This is a genomic window from Paenibacillus humicola, assembly GCF_028826105.1.
Lineage (GTDB): Bacteria > Bacillota > Bacilli > Paenibacillales > Paenibacillaceae > Paenibacillus_Z > Paenibacillus_Z humicola.
In genome coordinates, this window is sequence record NZ_JAQGPL010000001.1 from 552,977 (window position 1) to 574,306 (window position 21,330).

The 21,330-nt window shown below is 60.2% G+C and carries 20 protein-coding genes; 9 read left to right on the plus strand and 11 right to left on the minus strand.

All coding sequences use genetic code 11. The features are described from left to right. Positions 1 to 432: 432 nt before the first annotated feature. From PD282_RS02605 to PD282_RS02615, 3 genes are all read left to right on the plus strand, one after another. On the plus strand, positions 433 to 1,776 hold the full coding sequence (locus PD282_RS02605; RefSeq protein ID WP_274648835.1) for an acyltransferase family protein: 1,344 nt from the start codon (positions 433 to 435) through the stop codon (positions 1,774 to 1,776). Positions 1,777 to 1,911: 135 nt separating this feature from the next. Beyond that, on the plus strand, positions 1,912 to 2,283 hold the full coding sequence (locus PD282_RS02610; RefSeq protein WP_274648836.1) for a hypothetical protein: 372 nt from the start codon (positions 1,912 to 1,914) through the stop codon (positions 2,281 to 2,283). Positions 2,284 to 2,547: 264 nt separating this feature from the next. Beyond that, positions 2,548 to 3,138 carry a hypothetical protein gene (locus tag PD282_RS02615; RefSeq protein ID WP_274648837.1) on the plus strand — a complete coding sequence of 197 codons (591 nt, stop codon included), beginning with the start codon at positions 2,548 to 2,550 and terminating at the stop codon, positions 3,136 to 3,138. A gap of 196 nt (positions 3,139 to 3,334) precedes the next feature. Here the strand turns inward: PD282_RS02615 and PD282_RS02620 are convergent, their stop codons facing one another. Together PD282_RS02620 and mscL are read right to left on the minus strand one after the other, a co-directional pair. After that, a complete protein-coding gene (locus PD282_RS02620) occupies positions 3,335 to 3,994 on the minus strand; it encodes an NUDIX hydrolase (RefSeq protein ID WP_274648838.1) in 660 nt (219 codons plus the stop codon). Positions 3,995 to 3,997: 3 nt separating this feature from the next. Beyond that, entirely contained in the window at positions 3,998 to 4,507 is a 510-nt protein-coding gene (gene mscL / locus PD282_RS02625) for a large conductance mechanosensitive channel protein MscL (protein ID WP_274648839.1), read from the minus strand. A 165-nt stretch (positions 4,508 to 4,672) separates the two neighbouring features. On the opposite strand from mscL, the gene PD282_RS02630 reads away from it, so the two are divergent. The 3 genes from PD282_RS02630 (at position 4,673) to PD282_RS02640 (ending at position 8,852) form a co-directional block, all read left to right on the plus strand. Beyond that, positions 4,673 to 6,490 carry an ATP-binding protein gene (locus PD282_RS02630; protein ID WP_274648840.1) on the plus strand — a complete coding sequence of 606 codons (1,818 nt, stop codon included), beginning with the start codon at positions 4,673 to 4,675 and terminating at the stop codon, positions 6,488 to 6,490. Between the two features lie 173 nt (positions 6,491 to 6,663). Next, entirely contained in the window at positions 6,664 to 7,818 is a 1,155-nt protein-coding gene (locus tag PD282_RS02635; RefSeq protein ID WP_274648841.1) for a DNA alkylation repair protein, read from the plus strand. After that, a complete protein-coding gene (locus PD282_RS02640) occupies positions 7,815 to 8,852 on the plus strand; it encodes an aromatic acid exporter family protein (protein ID WP_274648842.1) in 1,038 nt (345 codons plus the stop codon). The genes PD282_RS02635 and PD282_RS02640 overlap by 4 nt, the downstream gene beginning before the upstream one ends. A 211-nt stretch (positions 8,853 to 9,063) precedes the next feature. Here PD282_RS02640 and PD282_RS02645 read toward each other — a convergent pair whose 3' ends face one another. The 4 genes from PD282_RS02645 to PD282_RS02660 form a co-directional block, all read right to left on the minus strand. After that, positions 9,064 to 9,351: a transposase gene (locus PD282_RS02645; protein ID WP_274648843.1), complete on the minus strand. Its 288-nt coding sequence runs from the start codon at positions 9,349 to 9,351 to the stop codon at positions 9,064 to 9,066. Between the two features lie 69 nt (positions 9,352 to 9,420). Then, on the minus strand, positions 9,421 to 9,564 hold the full coding sequence (locus PD282_RS02650) for a hypothetical protein (RefSeq protein WP_274648844.1): 144 nt from the start codon (positions 9,562 to 9,564) through the stop codon (positions 9,421 to 9,423). Between the two features lie 62 nt (positions 9,565 to 9,626). After that, positions 9,627 to 10,289, minus strand: a complete 663-nt coding sequence (locus tag PD282_RS02655; RefSeq protein WP_274648845.1) for a hypothetical protein — start codon at positions 10,287 to 10,289, stop codon at positions 9,627 to 9,629. Further along, the gene (locus PD282_RS02660) at positions 10,286 to 11,269 is read right to left on the minus strand and encodes a 2-hydroxyacid dehydrogenase (protein WP_274648846.1); all 984 of its coding nucleotides are present in this window, start codon (positions 11,267 to 11,269) and stop codon (positions 10,286 to 10,288) included. Before PD282_RS02660 ends, PD282_RS02655 begins: the two co-directional genes overlap by 4 nt. Positions 11,270 to 11,478: 209 nt before the next feature. Here PD282_RS02660 and cdaS point away from each other — a divergent pair, with 209 nt between their 5' ends. Beyond that, complete coding sequence (gene cdaS, locus PD282_RS02665) at positions 11,479 to 12,144, plus strand: sporulation-specific diadenylate cyclase CdaS (RefSeq protein WP_274648847.1); 666 nt, start codon at positions 11,479 to 11,481, stop codon at positions 12,142 to 12,144. Here the strand turns inward: cdaS and PD282_RS02670 are convergent. The 5 genes from PD282_RS02670 to PD282_RS02690 form a co-directional block, all read right to left on the minus strand. Further along, positions 12,132 to 12,740 carry a TVP38/TMEM64 family protein gene (locus PD282_RS02670; protein ID WP_274648848.1) on the minus strand — a complete coding sequence of 203 codons (609 nt, stop codon included), beginning with the start codon at positions 12,738 to 12,740 and terminating at the stop codon, positions 12,132 to 12,134. The genes cdaS and PD282_RS02670 overlap by 13 nt on opposite strands. A 23-nt stretch (positions 12,741 to 12,763) precedes the next feature. Continuing rightward, on the minus strand, positions 12,764 to 13,954 hold the full coding sequence (locus PD282_RS02675; protein ID WP_274648849.1) for an MFS transporter: 1,191 nt from the start codon (positions 13,952 to 13,954) through the stop codon (positions 12,764 to 12,766). A gap of 64 nt (positions 13,955 to 14,018) precedes the next feature. Further along, positions 14,019 to 15,194 (minus strand): MGDG synthase family glycosyltransferase, encoded by a 1,176-nt coding sequence (locus tag PD282_RS02680; protein ID WP_274648850.1) that lies wholly within the window; start codon positions 15,192 to 15,194, stop codon positions 14,019 to 14,021. Positions 15,195 to 15,389: 195 nt separating this feature from the next. Continuing rightward, a complete protein-coding gene (gene ilvA / locus PD282_RS02685) occupies positions 15,390 to 16,652 on the minus strand; it encodes a threonine ammonia-lyase IlvA (protein ID WP_274648851.1) in 1,263 nt (420 codons plus the stop codon). A 452-nt stretch (positions 16,653 to 17,104) separates the two neighbouring features. After that, positions 17,105 to 18,697, minus strand: coding sequence for an amidase (locus tag PD282_RS02690; RefSeq protein WP_274648852.1), 1,593 nt, complete (start codon positions 18,695 to 18,697; stop codon positions 17,105 to 17,107). 407 nt (positions 18,698 to 19,104) lie between these two features. On the opposite strand from PD282_RS02690, the gene PD282_RS02695 reads away from it, so the two are divergent. Together PD282_RS02695 and PD282_RS02700 are read left to right on the plus strand one after the other, a co-directional pair. Then, positions 19,105 to 19,659: a YfiT family bacillithiol transferase gene (locus PD282_RS02695; protein ID WP_420832341.1), complete on the plus strand. Its 555-nt coding sequence runs from the start codon at positions 19,105 to 19,107 to the stop codon at positions 19,657 to 19,659. A 41-nt stretch (positions 19,660 to 19,700) separates the two neighbouring features. Then, positions 19,701 to 21,314 carry an FAD-dependent monooxygenase gene (locus PD282_RS02700; protein ID WP_274648854.1) on the plus strand — a complete coding sequence of 538 codons (1,614 nt, stop codon included), beginning with the start codon at positions 19,701 to 19,703 and terminating at the stop codon, positions 21,312 to 21,314. The last annotated feature ends 16 nt before the right edge of the window (positions 21,315 to 21,330 follow it).

Consider the following 21,330-nt stretch of genomic DNA (forward strand, 5'->3'; position numbering starts at 1 on the left):
GGTCTCATTTGGAACTTATAGGGAATTAATTTAAGGTTTCAGTCTACAAAATAGACAGGAGATACTGATTGGAACCTGACAGATCTGTACTTCAACGCACTCGTAATGTGTAGGCTGGGGGGTTCAATTCCCTTCGCCAGCACCATACAACGCCAATCAAGGCGTGGGTTCCGAGATTTTCGGTCCCGTGTCTTTTTGTTCATCTAAGGGATCTGGTCGACTTATTTTCTCGATCGATCGAAGGGAAGAAACTTGTTCCGCCGCAATAGAACGGTGTCAGCCGGTTCTTCATGGTTGTTCGCCGCGGGGTTCAAAACAACCGCCTTGGTGTTATATAACATAAGGCGGTCGTCAAGGAGGTGAAACGAACGCAAGCCCAAAGGGTGCCGAGACCGTGATTTCGACGCGCGGACGTCATTCGAGGGAGGAGAAATGGAAAAACTTAAATATTTGGACGGTTTGCGGGGATTGGCGGCCTTAGCGGTCGTCGCATTTCATTTTTTATATGTTTTTTATCCCGATAATGTTTCCTATGGACAAGCAGCGGGAAATCCGGTGGTTCATGCCATGGCGGAATCGCCGCTTGGGCTGCTGTTTCAGGGCCATTTTGCCGTGTGCCTGTTTTTTGTGCTGAGCGGGTACGTCTTGAGCTTCAAGTATCTTTCGTCGGGGAATCCGGAATGGCTCAAGTCCGGCGCAGCCCGTCGATACGTGCGGCTTGCCGTTCCGATGGCGTTCTCCGTTCTTGTTTCGTGGGTTCTGCTGCATTTTCATCTGTTCGCCAATGCGAAGGTCGGGCAATCGACCGGATCCGAATGGTTCGCGGGATTTTGGCGGTTCGACGCGAATGCGGCCCAGGCGGTATTCACGGCGCTTTACGGCGTGTTTTTTCAAGCGGACGCTTCGTATAACGTTGTGCTGTGGACGATGCATTTCGAATTGTACGGTTCGTTTTTGGTCTACGCCGTATTGGCTTTGCTGGCCGGCTCAAAACGCCGGTGGATTTGGTATGCGGTTCTGCTGATCCTGCTGCGGGATACGTATTATTTGGCCTTCCTGTCAGGGCTGATCCTGTGCGATCTTCATATTTCGCTGAAGCGAGCCGGCTTTGGCGTGCCGAAATGGGCTTTTCTGCCGATACTCCTCTGCGGGCTGTATTTGGGCTCGTTTTCCTACTATTCCTTTGACAATCGCGCATTCTGGCTTCTGCTTCACCTCGGGGTCCCGGATGGACTTGAGTCCGAAAGGCAGCTTTACAATATTATCGGCGCTTTTTGCGTGCTTGCCGCCATTCTTGTAAGTCCCGCGCTGAAAAGATCGTTGTCCGCGAAAATGTTCGGCTTCCTGGGAGACGTTTCGTTCTCGCTCTATCTCCTTCATATGCTGTTCCTCGGAACGGTATCCTGCTGGATCTTCACCCGGCTGCACGCCATCCTGCCGTACGGGGTCAGTTTTCTGCTGACGTTCGGCTTATCGATTGCGCCGCTCCTGTTCCTTTCGTACGGCATGTTCCGCTTGATCGACAGGAACGCCGTAAAGCTGTCGTCGTACCTGTACCGGAAGCTGCTCCGGGTTCCCGCCCGCACCGTTGCAATTCCGGGCATCGCCGGCGCGAGAGAGCCGGACCGGCACGCGTACCGGGGACGTACGCGGCTTTCGGCGGACGGTAACGCTGGGCGGCTGGCCGGTGGGCGGCTGTCCCCAAGTGATGATAGTCACGGGGTGTCAGACCCCGGCGGGGATAAATGGACCGGCCGGGCCGGCCGTACCCTATAGCCTGGCGTTCGGGAAGGCGTGCGCCGTTCCGGATTTTCCGGCCTACAGGTTGTACGATTGGCAGGGCGTACTTGTCCATACCGATTGAATTTCCTCCTCATAGGTTGTATCAAGACACCGAAAAGGAGGAACTCCATGTCTGCCAAACTGAAGTTCAAAAATGTCAAGGTGGTTCGCCGCGGCAAAAAACGAGTCCGCACTTCGTCATGCTGCACGAACAGATCCGACAATGCCGTAGAAGGCATTCAGGAAGCCGGCAAAGACCTTTGCGACCTGTTTTGTTCCCTGAAAAACCGTGAAGTCGCCGCAGCGCTTGTCCGCGCCATCCGCTGCAGAAACAAGAAGCTGATCGAGAAGCTGATCGGCATCAACTGCCAGGTCGTCGCCTTCTTCAATCAGGGCCGTATGTCCTGCGTGCGCATCAGCTGCGTATTCGGCGAATGCTGCGACGTTCGCATTACGTTCGACATTTGCGTCTCCAACCGCGGCTGCGACAACATTTTCTAAGATCACAGCCTGCTCGGTTCGAGCGAAAAATCCGCCCCGCCTCGCGCGGCAGGCGGATTTTTCGCGTTTTCGAACCGCTTGGCAGGCTGCGGCATAGACTGTTGTACAGCATGCGTTATATGGAAAAAACATCGATCGATGCTTACGAAGCAAGTTTTACTCCGCAAAACGAAGCCTATGCTTACGAAGTAAGTTTTGCTCCGCAAAACGGAGCCTATGCTTACGAAGCTAGTTTTACTCCGTAAAACTTTGAGGAGGGTCCATATGCCATTTATCCCGAATTTTCCGCCGGCGCTTCTTGAAGAGCATCGGCGCTGGCATCACGCGAATCACCATACCGACCCGTCGCAGCTGCCGCCGGGTTACGGCCGCGAATTTCTGAACTTTCACCGCCAATTTATCGCCAAGGCGCTGCAATGGTACAGACAGCAGGGTTATGACCAGCGGCTGGTGGCACCTTGGACGTCGGTACCGGAAGGGATACGCAGCGCGCCCTGCTACAACCGGCAGGCCGAAGCCCGCATTTTGAATAACCTGCAGTCGTTTGCCACGGCAGACGAGCTCGGTCTGTTCATTGAAGGGTCGAACCTCCACGGCTGCATGCACCAGGAATCGGCTCGTGTGTTCGGCGAAGAAATGATGAACGATTTCGATACGGCGCCGGAAAGCACGATTTTTTATAACATTCACGGCATGATTGACAATTGGTATAAAAACTGGGAATCCGTCAGCGGGGTGCACGTTTCCGGACGAAGCCAAATGCGCGGCGGCGCGGCGCGAATGAAACGGCGGCCGGGATCGGCGGGCGCGGGGGGCTTACGGGGAGCGAGCGCGAAGAGGGGGAGGCGGAAGTAAACGGCCGTTCCGCCGGAGAAGCCGCAGCTGATGAACTGCAGCAAACAGGTTTTTGGGATGTATCGTATAGTCCGCATTCGGGGACATGCTCCCCGTGAAGCGTCACACGGCAGCGCAGCGCTGGCAGTCCGCGCCGCTTTCGCACCGCATGCGCAGCGCTGACAGTCCGCGCCGGCCGGGCGCCGCAGCCGCACGCTCACAGGTGGGTCAGAAGAGTGCGGAACAGCTTCGCGTAATAACCGGCGTCACGCGGTACGAACCGGTCCGCACGGACTTCGCGAACGGTTTCGCGCAGTGTACCGTCCGGGGCCGGCTCGACACCGGCTGCATCGATCGCGTCCACGGTTCGCTCGAACAGGCCGATCATGGCTTCCAGCTCCGCCTCGTAGACGCCGGCAACCTCGTCCGCTTGCAGGTTCAGCCCGCGCAGCGGACCGTTATAGATAAGCCCGAATACGTCGCTGATTTCGCTGTCGACGAACGGCACGCCCCGGGCTTCGCCGGACTTCACCATCCGCGTTTCCCCGAGCGGAATAAGCAAATCGAAATCGGCCGCGATTCCGAGCTCTTCTTCGAGTTCCCGGGACGCGTCCCGTACCGTCTCGCCGGCCGCAAGATGCCCGGCGGCGGTAATATCGAAATGGTCCGGAAACGTATCCTTGTCCTTGTGCCTCAGCTGAAACAGGACAAGCCTGCGGTCGCCGTCCCGGCGGATCAGCCAGCAGTGAAACGACCGGTGCCAGTACCCGCGGGCATGTACCTCGCTTCGCGGGGCGTCGCCGATCCGCCTGCCCGCTTCGTCGTAAATATCGAAATGCTCTTCTCGGCCGGCTCCGTTACCGGGTGCGGCGCTCATGGCCTACGAGTGCCCCGTCTGCAGCCCGTCCGGGGTTTCGTCCAGATGCGACGTGCAGTGGCTGCAGCGGGTGGCGAGTACCGGAATTTTGGACAGGCAGTACGGGCATTCCTTCTCGGTCGGCTCGACGGGCGCCGCCTCCTCTTCGCGAAGGTGCAAACGGCGCAGCGTGTTCGCCCCCTTGACGATCAAAAAGACGCAGAACGACACGATTGTGAAATCGATGATGACGTTGATGAAGTTCCCGTATGCGATAACGGCGGATCCGGCCGCTTTTGCATCGTTAAGCGATTTGATAGGCTGGCCGTCTTTAAGCGTTTTATTGTCCAACTGTATAAATAAGTCCGCAAAATTCATGTTGCCGAGCAGCCATCCGATCGGAGGCATGATGATGTCGTTGACGAGCGACGTGACGATTTTGCCGAAAGCGCCGCCGATAATAACGCCGACCGCGAGATCGAGCACGTTGCCTTTGACGGCGAATTCTTTGAACTCCTTCAGCACTTTGAACATGATAGTCCACTCCTTCTCAAACCATAATTATATCGTGCGCCGGGTACTGTGAACAGACCAACGTTTTGCGACAATTTGTCACTTTTTTGTCGTAGAAAAAAGGATTTATTGGAAAAATGTCGAAATTCAAAAAAGAATAGAATTTATAGTCAATTGGGGATCGTTATGGACTTATGGATCGCTTCGGAGAAATGGACGTTTTTGCTGCTCGCGGCGGCAATTTTTTTGTTTGCCTCTTTTACGATGTATCACTTGATCGGCTATTTGGAGCAGGCGGGGGCGTCGAGAAAAAGATACTGGCTGCTCAGCGGAGCGGCGGTTTACGGCGTCGGGCTGTGGGTGAGCAATTTCATCCTGCTGCTTGCCTCGGACGATATGGTCATTATCGACTGGACGTCCATCGTGAAGCTGGCGGGCGCCGCCGGCTGCTCTTTTGCGTCGTTTAAGCTGCTCGGGAGCCGGGCTTCGCAGCCGCTTCGCGTGATGGGCGCATCGCTTTTGATAACAGCCGGCTGCGGCGTGATGATTTATTGCACCTTGCTTAGCGGGGAAACGCAGCGGTACGCCATCGATCCGGTGCTTGCGTGCGCCGCGTTTATTGTCGGGCTCGCCGGAACGGCCTGCTCCTTCTATTTCGTGACGCGAAAGGGAGGCCCGCTGACGCTGCTCGCCGCGGCTCTGCTTGGGCTATCCGGCATCGGCATGCAGCTCTTCGGCCTGAGCTCGGCCGCGATCGTCTACAATACCGTGCTCACGTCGGACCGGCTCGACGATTATATGCGAATGCTTTCCGTCGTGCTCGGCTTGGCGACGCTGGCCATCTTTGCGTTCAGCCTGCTGGCCCGCAGCGTCGACCGCAGATACAGCGCCGTGGGCGAGCGATATAAACTGCTGGTCGAAAATTCGATCGACATGATCGCCATCGTCCAGGACGGCAGATGGACCTACGTCAACCGCTCGGGGCTTGCGATGTTCGAAGCGGACAGCGCGGAGGATCTGGTCGGGCGGACGGTATTTTTATATTTGCAGCCGAAATTTCATTCGCTCATGCAGGAAATTTTGAGCAATGGCGAGGACAGCCAGCTGGGACCGCTGGAGATGGACTGGTATACGGTCAAGGGCAAAACGCTGCATACCGAAATGGTCAAGACGTTTACGAGAATGTCGGGAAAACCGGGCTTCCAGGTCATCGTGCGGGATATATCGGAGCGAAAGAAAAACGAGGAGCTGCTCATCAACTCCGAGAAGCTGTATGTAGCCGGCCAGCTGGCTGCCGGAATCGCGCACGAAATACGCAACCCGCTCACGTCGCTGAAAGGGTTCCTGCAGCTGATGGCATCGGGGCGGCTCGGAGGCAAAAATTATTTCGATATCATGAAGTCGGAGCTGACCCGCATCGAATCGATCGTCAGCGAGCTGCTTATGCTTTCGAAGCCGCAAATTTACGAGCTGAGCTACAAGGACATCCGGGCGGTGCTCGGCGATACCGTCACGCTGCTTGAGGCGCAGGCGATCCTGCACAATATTGAGCTGGAACCGCTGCCCGGCGGCGCGCCGCTGTGGGTGAAGGGCGTCGAAAACCAGCTGAAGCAGGTATTTATTAATGTGCTTAAAAACGCGATCGAAGCCATGGCGGACGGGGGCAAAATCGTCATCGCCTGCAGGCGGGAAGGACCGTCGGTCGTCGTCTGCATTCAGGATTCCGGACCCGGCATTCCGGAGGATCAGCTTGCAAAAATCGGCCAGCCGTTCTACACGACGAAGGAGAAAGGAACGGGACTCGGTCTGATGGTTTCCTACAAAATCGTGGACAACCACAAAGGCCGGATCCGGGCTTTCAGCTCGCTGGGCGTCGGAACGACCTTCGAAATTTCGCTGCCGTATGAAGAGCCGCCGGCCGAACCGACGCTCGAGTGGAGCGCGGCGGCCAAGGCTTCGTCGATCCGCTGGGGCAGAATGCGAGAGCTGGAAGCGAAGGACTGAATGAGGAGTGAACGGGACAAAATAGCCCGGAGCTGCGCGCGGTACGCACGCAGCTCCGGGCTTTTTTATGATTCGGGAGCAACGACCGTACTCGCCTTTCCTGGCCGGCTCTTCCGCTTTAATCCGTCCGCGCGGTTGCGCTATAATAAACGGCAGGAGGCGATGACAACGTTATGGCTGAACCGCTCAAAGCAATGTATGACCTGCCTTTTTTGCAGCGCTTTGCGGCGCTCGTCCGTTCGGAATGGCCCTCGTTCGACGAAGAGCGGTTCCCGCTGCTCGTTACCGGCGAGGGGTGGGACGGCCTCGAGCTGAAGGGACGCATCCGCCGGATTACCGAATCGCTCGGACGTCTGCTGCCGCCGTCGTATGCGGAAGCCCTTGAGGTGCTGTATGCGATTGACGAGCGGTGCACGGGGTTTCCGTATTTGTTTTTTCCGGATTTCGTGGAGGTGTACGGGGCCGGGGATTGGGAGCGGTCGATGGCAGCGATGGAACGTTTCACCGTCCGCTCGACGGCGGAATTTGCGATCCGGCCGTTTCTGCTGCGGGAGACGGACCGGACGATGGGCCGGATGCGGGAGTGGGCCGGGCATTCGAACGAGCACGTGCGCAGGCTTGCAAGCGAAGGCTGCAGGCCGCGGCTGCCGTGGGCGCCCGCACTGCCGATGTTCAAGCGCGATCCGTCGCCGATTCTGCCGGTTCTGGAGACGCTGAAGCGCGATCCTTCGCTCTATGTGCGCAAAAGCGTCGCCAACAATTTGAACGATATCGCCAAAGATCATCCGGAAATCGTGCGGGACATCGCGGCCCGCTGGAGCGGCGAACATCCGTGGACGGACTGGATCGTCCGGCGCGGCTGCCGCTCCCTGGTCAAAGCCGCCGATCCGGCCGTTCTGGCGCTGTTCGGATACGACGGACAGGCCGCAAGCGGGGTTGTGAAGCAGGCGGCTCTGGAAGCCCGCAGCGGCGAAGCCGTCATCGGTGGCGCGAGCGAGCTCGCTTACCGCCTGAAGCTGGACGGCCGGGACGAGGAGCCTGTCCGACTGCGCCTCGAGCTCGGCGTCGATTATGTCAAGGCGAGGGATGCCGTTTCGCAGAAACGATTTCTGCTGACCGACAAAACCGCTGCGCCGGGTTCGGAAATCGCCGGAACGAAACGGCTTGATTGGAAGGACCTGTCGACGCGCAAGCATTATCCCGGCCTGCACCGGCTGCACCTGCTCGTCAACGGCACCGCAGTCGCCGAAACGCAGATCGAGCTTCAGACAGCCGCCGGCGCGGACGCCGCCGGGCGATCGCGGGCGGAGAAGGGCGGCGGCGCATGACGATCGGCGCGCGCGTCCTGAAGACGGGCCTTGCCGTTGCGCTGGCCGTCTATATCAGCGGGCTGCTCGGCTTTTCGTCGCCGATTCTGGCTGCGGTATCGTCGATTTTTACCATCCAGCCGTCGATTTCTCGGTCGTGGCGGCAGGTGCTCGACCAATTTCAGACGAACGTGCTCGGCGCGATCGTCGCCATCATTGCGGTGAAGCTGCTCGGCAACACCGCGTTTACGCTCGGACTGGTCTGTATTATCGTCATCGTGATCTGCATCCGGCTCAAAATGGAAAATACGATCGGACTCACGCTCGTTACGGTCGTGGCGGTGATGGAGGCGAACGGGGAAGGCTGGCTGTACGCGCTGGAGCGGTACTCGATGGTGCTGACCGGCATGGCGGCGGCGTTCGCCGTCAATGCGGCGGTATTCCCGCCGCGGCCGCGCAAGCAGTTTCTCGAGCACGTGCACGGCGCATACGCGCAGCTGTCCCTGCTGCTCCGGATGGCCATTTCGAACGAATTGAAAGAGGACGTCCACCGGAAGGAAAAAGAAAAGCTGCACGGCGCGCTCCGCAAGCTTGAGGAGCGCTACGACGTGCTCGAGGAGGAGCGGCCGCTGCTGGCGCGGCGCAAGCAGTCCAGGGCGCGGCAGCTGATCGTCTCGAAGCAGATGATCAAGACGCTGCAGAAGGGAGCCGACCTGCTCGATGCGGTGGAGGAGCATTATTTCGCCGCGCCCGGCGCGGGCGAATGGGCTCGGCAGCTCGATGCCCAAATCGAGGAGCTGACGAAATACCACGAGCAGATTCTGCTCAAGCTCGAAGGGAAAACGAAGCCGCATGCCGGAATCGTGCCGGAAGAGGAGCGCGAAGCGAGACTGACCCGGCAGCTGACGGATTATTTGCAGTCCGATGCGGACGGCCGCAATCGGCTTGTTTTTGTGGCGTCGGGCATGCTGGAATACGCCTATCACCTGCGCCGGCTCGACCGGCTGGCCGATCATGTGCTGCAGAAAGGCGCGGATGCGGACGATGCGGAGTGAAACGCCTGTCGCGGCGAGCCCTTCGCCGCCGATCCGATCGGTCTGCTTCACTGCGCCGCCGGATACGGGAAATATTGGCGGATGCGGGCCGTCAGCGTGACAATCCTTAGCGTATCGGGAGCCGTCATCGGACAATCCTCAATGTACAAAATAAAGCCCCGTTCGGGGACGGAACTTACTGGAAGTTCCGTCCCGGCGGGGCTTTCGGGTTTTATTTGTCGCCGCGGTCGATATGGCCGCGCGGATGCTTCAGCTCCGCATCCTTGGAGCTGCCGTCCTTTTTCGGCACAAGCCGCGGGTCGGTCCGTCCCTCGTGGTGGTTGTCGAAATCGAGCTCGACCAGCTCCCATTCGGTTGTGCCGAGCATCGGATCGGCGGGGAACGTCTGCCCGCGCTGGAGCTTTTCCTCGCCGCCCCACTCGTTTTTATACGTACCTTCGACCTCGACCCGCTCGCCGGACATCGGTTCCATTACATAATGGCGTTTCTCTTCGCTCATGCTGCTTTATCCTCCCTTAAGTCTGACGCCGAATCGCATGCGCCCGGCGCGTATGCCGCTCGAGGAAACCTATAGCCCGTGCTTCGGTACCGCGCTGCGGTCGGCCTCCGACTGCATTTCGCTTGCTTTTGCTTTGCCCGTGCCGGTACGGTCGGCTTCCGATTGCGCCTGACTGGCCTTGCGCTGCTCGTTCGATGGCTGCTCGCCTGCCACTTGCGTTCCCTCCTTGCGAAAAAATCGCTGATCCGTATCAGTTTGCCTCAAAAGGAGGACGGTTATGAGCGCAGCGACCGGATGTAATGCGTCAGCATGAGCAGGACGGAGGAGAGCAGCGACTGGTCCGCGAACAGCTCCACGATTTCCTCGATACTTTGCTCCAGCCGCTCTCCGGCCTTCGTCATCCGCGTGACGTCGAATGTATCCATCCCGACCGCCGCCGCGAACAGCAGCGCGGCAGCAATCAGCCAGAATAGGGCCGAGCGGCGGGACCGGAACAGCCTGACGATCGAAGAAGCCAGCAGAAGCGCTATGACGGCGTACCCGAGCAGCAGAAAATCCCCGGCTTCCATCCAAGGCAATATTTTAATGCCGGCGGGCTTCAGCACATGGTCGCGCACCCGTTCGTGAAACGCGAATCGTTCGTCGGCCATCAAAAACCCGAACGCTGCGGTGAGCAGCAGCCACAGGAACGTCTCCCTCCCGAGTCCGGTGCGGGCGTAATTCAGCATGGCGCAAAGCAGGGCAAGCAGCACGCAGCCGAACCAAAGGACGCTCTGCAGCCAGGTCATCGGGGTCTGCTCCGAAGCGATATAGATCCAGTAGTCCGGCCATTTTACCGCGGCCAGCAGCGCCGCAAACGCGGCGCATGCAGCAAATCCTGCGGCGATCACCCATCGCTCCATCCGCCGCAGCCGTTTATCGCCCGCAGGTGAAATCATCGCGTCGCACTTCCTTTTCCGGCTTCCGGCTCCGCTTGGACCAGGCCGCGCAGAAGGTCGGCGATGTTGTCCACCCAGGCGTCATGGCCGCGTTCGATCACCTCGTTCGAATACCAGGCGGTATGACCCGTCTGCAAAATGCGCCCTTCCTCGATTTGTTTCCGGGCGCGGCTGTCGTCCGCCAGCGAGAAACGGTCGTCCAGCGCGTAGCCGTACAAGCGGCCGGCATCGATCGCGTCGATAATCGCCCGGTCATCGACAAGCGCCGCGCGCGAGACGTTGATGAGATAGGCGCCGCGCTTCATCCGCTCCAGCTGCGGCGCTCCGAATGTCTGGGCGCCGCTCCAGCTCGACGGGTAATGCAGCGAGACGATATCCGACGAGGCCAGCAGCTCTTCCATATCAACCGCAGCGACGCCCTCCTCGTTCCGCTGGCGGGGATCGAAGCCGATGACCCGCATGCCGAACGCCGATGCGAGCTTTGCGACGGTGCCGCCGATGCGTCCGAGACCGACCAGCCCGATCGTTTTGCCGCACAGCTCCCAGCCGCGCACCGAGGTTCCGGCCGGAACCCGCCCGCGAACGCGGTCCTGGCTGAGATGAATGCGGCGGGACAGCGTCAGCAGTAGCCCGATCGTATGCTCGGCCACGGACACCGTGGAATAGTCGGGAAGGTTGCGAAGGGCGATGCCTCTTTCGCGCAGCAGCTCCGTGTCGATATAATCGACGCCCGTGGCGAAGACGGCGATGCCTTTGAGCCGGGGGAGCCGGCGGATCCAGCCTTCGTCGATCGAAGGGACGGAGCGCGGCGTCAGGCCTGCCACGTCGGCGTTTTCGAGCAGCGAGGCGAGCCTGTCCGGCGGAATCGGGTCCAGCGCCCGGACGTATTCCACCCTGCCGGCCCTCTCAAGTCGCGCGGTTTGCGCCGGCGTGAAGCTTTCTCTGCCTTTTGCGGTAATGACTACAGCCTGTCGGATCATTCTCCAGCAGTTCTCCTTTCCGAGCTTGTTTCATGCTATGCCATCACAGACGAATCCGGGTCGTCACTTGTTGCATATTTAGATGAATGCGTTGGAATTGGCAATAGAACCGCAGGCGGCGGGCGATGGATAGCCAGGTGGAAACGGAGGAATCCTTTGAAGGATGGAGCCATTGAATTTTAAATCGACAAGCAAGCGAGGTGCGCCGAATGACGGATACGAATTGCGACGCCGCCCCGGTGAAGGAAAGGATGAAAGAGCAGTTAAGCGGGATAGCCGGCCAAATTCAGCGCAGCCTGGCGGCGATCGACAACGAAGATTATTGCCTGCTTCGCGAATTTGAGGGCATCCGCCAATCGTTCAAGCAAATCGAAGCGATGGCGGCTTCGTTCTATTTGCAGTGCTACCTGTCGTCGTTCACGACCGATTACGTCGACCTTTCCGTCACGATCCGGCATCTTTCGGAGCGGCGGCACGGCGCGCTCATCGTCGTGGAGCGGAACGACCCGCTGGAAGCGATGCTTCATTCCGGCATTGCCATCGACTCGACGCTGACGTATTCACTGCTGGAAGCGATCTTTTATCCCGGCAATCCGCTGCATGACGGGGCCGTGCTGATCAAGGGCGACCGCATCGTCTCGGCCGCCAACGTGCTGCCGGTTTCGCATATCGCAAAGCCGGGCAAAAAGCTGGGGACGCGCCACCGGGCGGCGATCGGCCTGAGCGAACGAACGGACGCGCTTGTTCTGGTCGTTTCGGAGGAAACCGGCCAGGCTTCGTTTGCCTTTCGAGGCTTTCTGCATCCCGTGAACGCCTTCGACGCGCCGGTGCCTGCGGACGGCGGTCCGGTCTCGCCCGGTCTTCATTTGGTCTGATAACGGGCTTCCAGCTTGCGCCCGCCAAACCACATCCCTACAACCATGACGATCATCACGACGATGCGCCACGGCTGCTGCGCAATATCCCCGATGTTGAAGCTGATGAGCGAAATGCTCGAAATCATGACCGCTTTGCCGAGCAGGATGGCCAGCGCGAACGTGCGGAACGGCACTTGGCTGAGACCCGACACGATATTCATGAGAACGGACGGCGAGAACGGGAAGCAGGCGAACAGGAATATCGGCGTGAATCCTTTATGCCCGATCCAGTTGAAGAAACGCTCCGTCTTCGGAAAACGGCGCTGCAGCCAGCCGCCCAGCCGGCCGCCGAGCTTGCGCGCGATCCAGAACAGGACGATGGAGCCGCTGCAGACGCCGATCCACGAATACAGCGAGCCGAGCCAGAAGCCGTAAATGTTCGCATTCGCCGCAACGAACACGATCAGCGGCAGAAACGACAGGAACGCTTCCGCGAACGGAAACAGGATGCCGGGCAGCGGTCCGTATGCGGAATAGCTCCGCAGCGTTCGCTGCAGGTGATCCAGATCGAGATGACGCAGCTCCCGGAACCACTCCTGAATATAATCGGCCATCGATTGCGGACTCCCCCCATTGGTTATTTCATGCTGCCGGCATTGTCCGTAAAGGCGCGGAACGGAAACCAGATGTAGAAAAAGGCGATCACCGCATACATCACCGCGGTATACCAGACGACCGCCGATTCGCCCTGCCACGACGCGAGCGTGCCGCCGGCGACCGGCCCGATCATGCCCCCGATTCCTTCGACCGTGGAGAAAATGCCCCAGCCGAGCCCTTGCTGCCCCTTGGGCACGTAGTTGGCGAGCAGCGCGTTCCAGGCCGGGAGCAGCGTGGCGTAAGAGAGGCCGAGCAGGCCGGCCAGCGCGATGCTTTCCCACAAGGGCGGTTCCAGCGCAAGGCAGTACAGCGACGCCCCGATCAGGCCGAAGCCGAGTACAAGAAACCATTTCTTGCCGCCGAGCTTGTCCGAGAGCCTGCCGAGCGGGATCAGTCCGAGCGCCGTCAAGCCGCCCCCCGCAAGCATCAGCATCGAATACTGCGTGCCGTTCATGCCGAGCCGGCCTTCCGCAAAGCTGGGCAGAATCGGCACGAGCATGCCGGCTCCGCCGGTCTGCAGCACCATTCCGGGAAGGAGCAGCCGCATATGGCGCAGCCGCTCCTTCAGCACGGCGAGCTGCTCGCGCAGCGGCAGCCGCTCGACCGACGCGGACTGGCCGCCCGCGATCAGCAGCGACAGCAGCCAGCTTGCGATCGCCAGCGCGAGCAGCAGGTAATAGGTGAGCTGCGTGCTGTAGTCAAGCAAAATATTGCTGGCGACGGGACCCGCTCCGAGCCCCAGGAGCCAGATTGTATACAGGAAGCCCATCTGCGTCGCGCGGCGGTCCTCCGTCACCTTGGTCAGGCAGACGATCCAGATCGGCGAGATGCCGACGCCGTAAAGCGCCGCGGCGACGATGAACAGCCAGGGCTGGAAGGCGAACTGGAACAAAAATACGCCCGCGAGCGATGCGAGCAGCCCGCCGTTCACGACGAACCGGACGGAGAAACGGTCGAGCAAATAGCCGATGGCCATTTTCAGCAGCGTATCGGTGAGATAGTGGGCGGTGACGGCGACGCCGATCACGTCCAGCGTCAGGCCGAGCGACTTGACGCCGAAGATCGGCAGAAAGCTGCCGAGCACCGCGCCGCGAACGAGCTCGACGAGAAACAGGATCAGGATGAACAGCATCATTTCCGGACTGAGCCAGCGGCTGCGAACAGGATTCACGATAAACGGTCCCCTTTGAATCTATTTGAACGGGCTTGCCGCTTGCGCAGGAAGGAGCGGAAGTTCACCGGCGCCCGAGTTCGCCCAAAGCTCCTTCCATTATATGCAAGCTGGAGCAAAAGTCCAAGGCAACCGTATCCGCGGCGCTTCCGTGCTGCAGCTTCCGAAGGGCATGCCGGCTAGTCTTTAAACGAATGGGATCGCCGAGGAGTTTCAAAATTTCTTCGCAAAGCTGATCCGGCGTGCAGGCGATCGTCGCGGCCCCCTGGCCGGCGAGATACAGCGCGTTGTTGCGCTCCTGGCCGGGGACCGGCTTATAAGCGAAGATCGGCAGCTCCGCGGCGAGCGCTTCAGCCAGTGTGACGCCGCCCGGCTTCGTTACGATGCAGCTCGCAACGGCCATCAGCTCGTGCATCCGCTCGACGAAGCCGAACACGCGCAGCCGATCCGCTTCCGGCCGCCCGGCGAACAGCGAGCGAATTTGGCGGGCAAGCGTTTCGTTGCGGCCGCACACGAGCGCGACGGTAAGCTGCGGCTGCTTCAGCAGAGCGGCGATGACGCCGGCCAGGCCGGGCAGGACGCCGCGGGCGCCGGCCATCAGCAGCACGACCGGCCCGCTTTCCGGCAGGCCGTAAAACTTCCGGAGCCCGGGGGCTGGAGCGACGGAGCGGAAGCCGGATTTAAGCGGGATGCCGCTGACGCAGATGCGGCTGTCCGGAATGCCGAGCGAAATCAGCTCGCGGCGCATATCCTCGGTCGGGACGTAATAACGGTCGATATCGGGGTGAACCCAGCGGCGGTGCAGGTCAAAATCGGTCACGACCGTGCAGGTCGGGATGTGCAGGCCGGTGCGCCGCTTTAAGGCGGGCATCGCCAGCAGGGGAAAGGTATGAATGACGGCATCGGGACGCTCCTCGCTCAGCAGCCGGCGGAGCCGGTCGCGGCCAAACGAATGGAGCCATTCCGCAAATAGCGAATCGTGCTTCATCGGGCGGGTGCGGTCGTAGAGCCAGCCGTACAGGCCGGGCATGAGGGTGAAGCTTTTCATATAGAAGCGGCGGGTCATCCCGTTTATCCACGGATGAGCTTCCGCAAGCAGGTCGACAAGCACGGTCCGGCCGATGCCCAGGCTTTCGAGCGCGTCGCGTAAGGCGCAGGCGGCCTGCAGGTGTCCTTCTCCATATGAGGCATACAAAATCATCAGCTTGGGCCGGCATGCAGCGGTCAGACTGGTCAGCATGGCATACACCTCCTGCCGATAGTATAGCGGCCGATTGTTACCCCCGAATGAACGCGGCGTCAAACGGATGTAACCGCCGGAGCGTTCGGCGCGTATCCTCTTCGCTCACGGCTGGTCCGCCATATCTTCTGTTTAACCTATGCAGCGGCGTTTATACCTATGAGAGGACTCCACATATGCCCGGACGGAGCGGCCTCAAATCAGCAAATTGAACAGCACCGGATCTTTGTTCAGCTCCAGAAACTGGAACCCTTTACGCCGCATCCGCTCCTCGAGCGGGCCGTAATCCTCGCGGCGCTTCAGCTCGATGCCGACGAGCGCCGGGCCGTTGTCTTTATTATGCTTCTTCGTATATTCGAAGCGGGTGATATCGTCGTCGGGGCCGAGCACCTCGTCGAGAAATTCCCGCAGGGCGCCGGCGCGCTGCGGAAAGCTGACCATGAAATAATGCTTCAGTCCTTCGTAAATGAGCGACCGCTCCTTGATTTCCTGCATCCGGTCGATGTCGTTGTTGCCGCCGCTGATGACGCAGACGACCGTCTTGCCTTCGATCTGTTCGCGGTAGAGGTCGAGCGCGGCGACGGGCAGCGCGCCGGCCGGTTCGACGACGATCGCGCTCTCGTTGTACAGGTCGAGCAGGGCGGTGCAGGCTTTGCCCTCGGGGACGAGCACGATGTCGTCGAGCAGCTCCCGGCACATGCGAAACGTCAGGTCGCCGACCCTTTTGACGGCCGCGCCGTCGACGAACTTGTCGATCGTTTCCAGCGGCTTGACGGCGCCGGCCGCCAGCGACGCCTGCATCGAGGGCGCGCCTTCGGGCTCGACGCCGATCAGTTTCGTCGAAGGCGAGACGGCCTTCACGTAAGCGCCGACGCCCGCGGCCAGCCCGCCTCCGCCGATAGTCACGAAGACGTAATCCGGCGCGGCTTCCGCCGCCTCCATAATTTCTTTGCCGATCGTGCCGTTGCCGGCGATGATCTTCGGATCGTCGAACGGATGGACAAATGCCATGCCCGCGCGCTCGCAGGCGGCGACCGCTTCGGCGAACGCGTCGTCGAACGTGTCCCCCGTCAGGATGATTTCGACGTCCGGGCCGCCGAAAAACGAAACCTGGCTGACCTTCTGGCGGGGTGTCGTGCTCGGCATGAAAATTTTGCCGGGAATGCCGAGCGCCCGGCACGAATAGGCGACACCCTGCGCATGATTGCCGGCGCTGGCGCAGACGACGCCGCGGGCGACGCGCTCCGCCGGCAGCGATTTGATGAGGTGGTAAGCGCCGCGCAGCTTGAAGGAGCGGACGGCCTGCAGGTCCTCGCGCTTCAGCAGCACGCTGCAGCCGTACCGCTCGGACAGCGGCCGGTTGTGCAGCAGCGGGGTGCGGGCGGCCACGTCCTTGATATGCATTTGCGCCTGGGCGATTTCGGCCAGGCTTACCGTTTTGTTCGTTTCGGGGTCCATTGTCATCGTCTCCTTCACATGCTTTGCGGTCAAAATAAAAAAGCCCCGTCCCCCGAAAGGGACGAGGCTTGTGCTCGCGTTACCACCCTAATTCCGCCTTCGCCCGCAGACCGGGGAAGAACGGCTCTTTGCCGCGTACCATCATACGCGCTCCGTGTAACGGCGGATGCCGTCGCCGCTTACGTCGTACCTCTCGGACCCCGGCGCATCGGCTGCTGTAAAGCCGAATACGGTGAGCGGTCGCGGCAGGTTCCTTCGGCGGCGATTCTCAGGGAGGATACCCGGTTTGGCGGCAAACGTCGGCTTTCAGCGGATGCCGACTCTCTGGGGAATGCCGGACTCAAGCGGATGCGTTCCCATCAACGAATGTGTTAGATTTGTTTCTGTTATACCCTTCCCGGGAGCAAATGTCAATGCCGTTCTGCGCAAAATCGAAGCTGCGCTTCCGCCGCTTACGGCTTCTCGGTCAGAACGGGCGCTTTCCGGTAACGGGTAGCCTGCTCGTAATCGTACGCCATGCCGAGCAGGTCGGCTTCGCTCCACATTTTTCCGGTAAACGCGATGGCGAACGGAGAGCCGCTCTTATAATAGCCTGCCGGTACCGTAACGAGCGGAACGCCGGCGATGTTGATTTCCGATACGGTTGTGGCGCCGATGTCGTCGTCGCTTGCGAGCAGCGGCGTTTCTTTGAACATCTGCGGATAAGCGAGCGCGTCCAAATCGTATCGGTTCATCACGTCGTTGATGATTTGCAGCAGCTTGGTCCGCGCCTCCAAAAATTTGGACAAGTCCGGCTCGCCGTCCGGATCCGGCAGATTGCCGTTGTAGCGGCTGAATACGGGCGGAGTCTCGCCCGTCTTATCGATCAGCTCCCGGACCGTATGGATGGCGGCGCTCGGACCGAGCCGATGTAAATAATTTTGCATGTCGTAAATGACCGACTCGATCCCGACCGATCCGGCTTCCTTCACGTATTCGGCGAAGCCGGTGCCTGCGAATGGATCGGGAATGACGACGGCGCCCTGCTTCTCCAGCTCGTTCACGGCTCGGTCGTAGAGCGCCTGCGTTTCCTCGGTCAGCTCCTGATCCCGCCAGCCCTTGCCGTACAAGCCGATCCGCTTGCCTCTCAGCGCCTGCTTGTTAAGCTTCGAGGTATAACCCCCGCGCGGCATGTTGCCGATGGAAGCGACGGTTTTCGGATCTTCGTAGCTGTAGCCGGCGATGACATCCAGCATGGCGGCCGCGTCATGGACGGTGCGCGCATGCGTCCCGATGACGTCGCGCGTGCTGCCGCCCAAGGGCACGACACCGGCGTTCGGCACGAGTCCGAAGCTCGGCTTGATGCCGACCAGCGCCTGCGCCGCCGCCGGGTTCTGAATGGACCCGCCGGTTTCTTCGGCAATGCCGAGCACCGCGAAGTTGCCCGATACCGACATCGCCGTGCCGCTGCTGCTTCCGCCGGGAACGAGCCTGCGGTCAACCGCGTTGTACGTGTCTCCGTCCCAGCTCGTCGTCGCCCGGGTGCCGGAGCTGCTGAAGGCGGGGATGTTCGTTCTCCCGAGAATAATCGCATCCGCATCCTTCAGCCTCGCCACGACGGGAGCGTCTTTCTCCGGAATCAATTCGATGCCGCCTTTTTGTTTGCTGAGCGGGGCCCATCCCATCGTCGACGGGAAGCCGGCCATGTCCACCGCTTCCTTAATGACGATCGGGACGCCGGCAAGCGGTCCGAGCTTTTCCCCCGCCGCGCGCCGGCGGTCGATTTCCCGCGCCTGATCGAGCGCCTTCGGATTCATGACGGTAAACGCGTTGTAGTTCGGCTCGTATTTCGCGATCCGGTCCAGATAAGCCTTCACGACCTGCTCGGACGTATATTCGCCGCTCTCGAATCCGGCCTCGAGCTGCTGCAGCGTGATTTCCTCGAACGGAAACGGATCCTGAGGGGCGGCGGAGGCCGCGAACGGCAGAAGGGCCGCTGCCAGGACAAACGCCAATACAAGCGCTGCGACTTTATTCAATAATAACGGGTGACGCCGGTTATTCATTTACGATCAAGCTCCTCTCCCAAAATTCGACCGGCAATCGCCGGGCGATCATCGTGCCTGTCAAGCCTTGTCACCGGACTGTAAAGGGACTCACCTCCAAGGGGCGTGCGATTTGTAGGGATGCGTTCATCCTACATGCCGTCGGTTTTATTGTATGGGCGCTTCCTATTTGTGTAAATAAATCTAACGTACCAAGTCACTTATGGCGAATATTGTCACATTTATATTACATATAACTGACATTAGTGCCGAAGGCCTGGAAAAAAACGGATCGCAAACGATGCACCGATTGTGCCGGCGGCTGCTTCGCGTCGCTGAAAGACGGATATCGGCTGCGGGCTGTATTTCGTGACTTTCGGAGAGCGGGTGGATTATAATGGGTGAAAAGATGGACGAATCAAGGAGGTATACCCATGGAACAGCTGCGTTATCCGATTGGCCCGTTCAAGCGGCAGGATTCGCTCGACGAGCAGACCCGATTCGGCTATATTGCGTCGCTGGAAGAGGCGCCGGGCCGGCTGCGGGAGGCGGTCGCCGGTCTGTCCGACAGCGAGCTGGATACGCCTTACCGGCCTGAAGGCTGGACCGTCAGGCAGGTCGTTCACCATCTGGCCGATGCCGACTTGAACGGCTATATTCGCACGAAGCAGGCGCTGACCGAGAAGGAGCCGGTCATTGCGCCGTTCGACGAGGAAGCATGGTCGGAGCTGACGGATGCGAGAACAGCGCCGGTGGCGCTGTCCCTGATTCTGCACGATCAGCTTCACCGGCGCTGGACGATGCTGCTGCGCGCCACGCCGGCCGCCGATTTCGCGCGGGCCTACCGGCATCCGGCAAACGGACTGTGGACCCTGGACAGCGCGCTGTCGTTCTTCGCTTGGCACAATTTGCACCATATCGCGCATATTACGTCGCTGCGCGAACGGAACGGCTGGAACGCGGAGCGCATTATCGGCGACTGATACGGTTTGAACAAATTTGGAGCCAGGAGGTTGGTTTTTTCGTGGAGGTACTGATTGTCGGCGCAGGACCGGTCGGACTTACGGCGGCTTGCGAGCTCGCCCGCCACGGCATCCGCCCCCGCATTATCGACAAGGCGCCGCTGCCCTCGCCGTTCTCCAAGGCGCTCGGTATTCATGCCCGGACGATGGAGGTTTTCGAACGGATGGGCGTCGACGGCGCTTTTCTCGAACAGGGCATGAAGGTGCACGGCATCAACATCTGGCTCGGCAGCGACAAGCGCACGATCAAGGTTCGCTTTGACGGGCTGGATTCGCCGTATCCGTTCATTCTGGATCTGCCCCAATCGCAGACGGAACGAATTTTATCCCAGTGTTTGACGGAGCGGTACGGCGTGCGGATCGAACGCGGGGTGGAGCTGCTCGAGCTGGAGCAGAGGGACGGCTTCGTAGAGGTGAAGCTTCTTCATCCGGACGGAACGGAGGAAACGGCGCAAACGGCCTGGCTGCTTGGCATGGACGGGGCGCACAGCACGGTTCGCCACCGGCTCGGCGTTCCGTTCGAAGGAAGCGCCTACCCGGAATCGTTTGTCCTGGCCGATGTGCGCATCGAGTGGGATTTGGAAGAAGACCTCTTCCAATTTTTTTCGCACGATCAAGGCATTCTGGCCGCGTTCTCGTACGGGAATCAGCGGTACCGGCTGATGGCGGATGCGGAAGGCGGGGCCGATCCGGACGGCAAGGTTCAGGAGCCGACGCTCGAGCAGTTTCAACGGATCGTTGACGAGCGCTGTCCGGTGCCGGCGAAGCTGAGCGAGCCGGTCTGGCTGGCCGGCTTCCGGACGCACCTCCGACACGTGAAGCAGACGCGTCACGGCCGGGTATTTCTGGCCGGCGACGCCTCCCATATTCACAGCCCCGCGGGGGGCCAGGGCATGAATACCGGTATTCAGGACGCCTTCAACCTGGCCTGGAAGCTTGCGCTTGTCGTGAAGGGTCATGCCGAGCCTTCGCTTTTGGAGACCTATCCGGTCGAGCGGATTCCGGTAGCCGAGTCCGTCCTGAAAATGACCGATACGATGATGAAAATCGTTACCGAGCACCATGCGGTCGTGCAAAAGCTGAGAAATCATATCGCGCCGTTCATCGTCAACAGCGAAATCGTCCAGCACCGGATGCGGGAGCAGCTTTCCGAAATCGCCGTTCATTACCGTCACAGCCCGATCGTTCGCGAGCACCATGCTTCCCTTCTTCATCGTCTGATCCACAGCAAGGTGCGCGCCGGAGACCGCGCGCCGGACGTCCCGGACGTTATCGGCCCGGACAGCGAAGCAAAGCGGCTGTACGAAATTTTGCGCGGAACCAACCATGCGCTGCTGCTTGTCGTCAAGGACTGGCTGCCGGTTGGCGGCGAGCTCGACCGCTTGTCCAGGTGGAGCCGTCTGCTCGACGTTTACGTTGTCGCGGAGAACACCCCGGTCCAGCCGAACGAACACTATTCCCTTATTCAGGACCCCGAGCAGCGCATCGCTCAGCGATACGGGCTGAACCACAATACGATGATCCTGCTCCGGCCGGACGGATATATCGGCTATCTTGGCGATTCGTTCGACTTTGGCAGCCTGCAGTCCTATTTGGACAGTTTCCTGATCCCGTAACAAATCGGAGGCGGCC

Excerpts from the sequence above, each read along its gene's own strand:
- PD282_RS02620 (WP_274648838.1), bottom strand. The coding sequence starts at position 3,994 with ATGAGCGCCGCACCCGGTAACGGAGCCGGCCGAGAAGAGCATTTCGAT.
- PD282_RS02635 (WP_274648841.1), top strand. The coding sequence starts at position 6,664 with ATGGCTGAACCGCTCAAAGCAATGTATGACCTGCCTTTTTTGCAGCGC.
- PD282_RS02605 (WP_274648835.1), top strand. The coding sequence starts at position 433 with ATGGAAAAACTTAAATATTTGGACGGTTTGCGGGGATTGGCGGCCTTA.
- PD282_RS02615 (WP_274648837.1), top strand. The coding sequence starts at position 2,548 with ATGCCATTTATCCCGAATTTTCCGCCGGCGCTTCTTGAAGAGCATCGG.
- PD282_RS02610 (WP_274648836.1), top strand. The coding sequence starts at position 1,912 with ATGTCTGCCAAACTGAAGTTCAAAAATGTCAAGGTGGTTCGCCGCGGC.
- ilvA (WP_274648851.1), bottom strand. The coding sequence starts at position 16,652 with ATGGACCCCGAAACGAACAAAACGGTAAGCCTGGCCGAAATCGCCCAG.
- cdaS (WP_274648847.1), top strand. The coding sequence starts at position 11,479 with ATGACGGATACGAATTGCGACGCCGCCCCGGTGAAGGAAAGGATGAAA.
- PD282_RS02640 (WP_274648842.1), top strand. The coding sequence starts at position 7,815 with ATGACGATCGGCGCGCGCGTCCTGAAGACGGGCCTTGCCGTTGCGCTG.
- PD282_RS02680 (WP_274648850.1), bottom strand. The coding sequence starts at position 15,194 with ATGCTGACCAGTCTGACCGCTGCATGCCGGCCCAAGCTGATGATTTTG.
- PD282_RS02690 (WP_274648852.1), bottom strand. The coding sequence starts at position 18,697 with ATGAATAACCGGCGTCACCCGTTATTATTGAATAAAGTCGCAGCGCTT.
- PD282_RS02655 (WP_274648845.1), bottom strand. The coding sequence starts at position 10,289 with ATGATTTCACCTGCGGGCGATAAACGGCTGCGGCGGATGGAGCGATGG.
- PD282_RS02660 (WP_274648846.1), bottom strand. The coding sequence starts at position 11,269 with ATGATCCGACAGGCTGTAGTCATTACCGCAAAAGGCAGAGAAAGCTTC.
- PD282_RS02645 (WP_274648843.1), bottom strand. The coding sequence starts at position 9,351 with ATGAGCGAAGAGAAACGCCATTATGTAATGGAACCGATGTCCGGCGAG.
- PD282_RS02670 (WP_274648848.1), bottom strand. The coding sequence starts at position 12,740 with ATGGCCGATTATATTCAGGAGTGGTTCCGGGAGCTGCGTCATCTCGAT.
- mscL (WP_274648839.1), bottom strand. The coding sequence starts at position 4,507 with ATGTTCAAAGTGCTGAAGGAGTTCAAAGAATTCGCCGTCAAAGGCAAC.
- PD282_RS02630 (WP_274648840.1), top strand. The coding sequence starts at position 4,673 with ATGGACTTATGGATCGCTTCGGAGAAATGGACGTTTTTGCTGCTCGCG.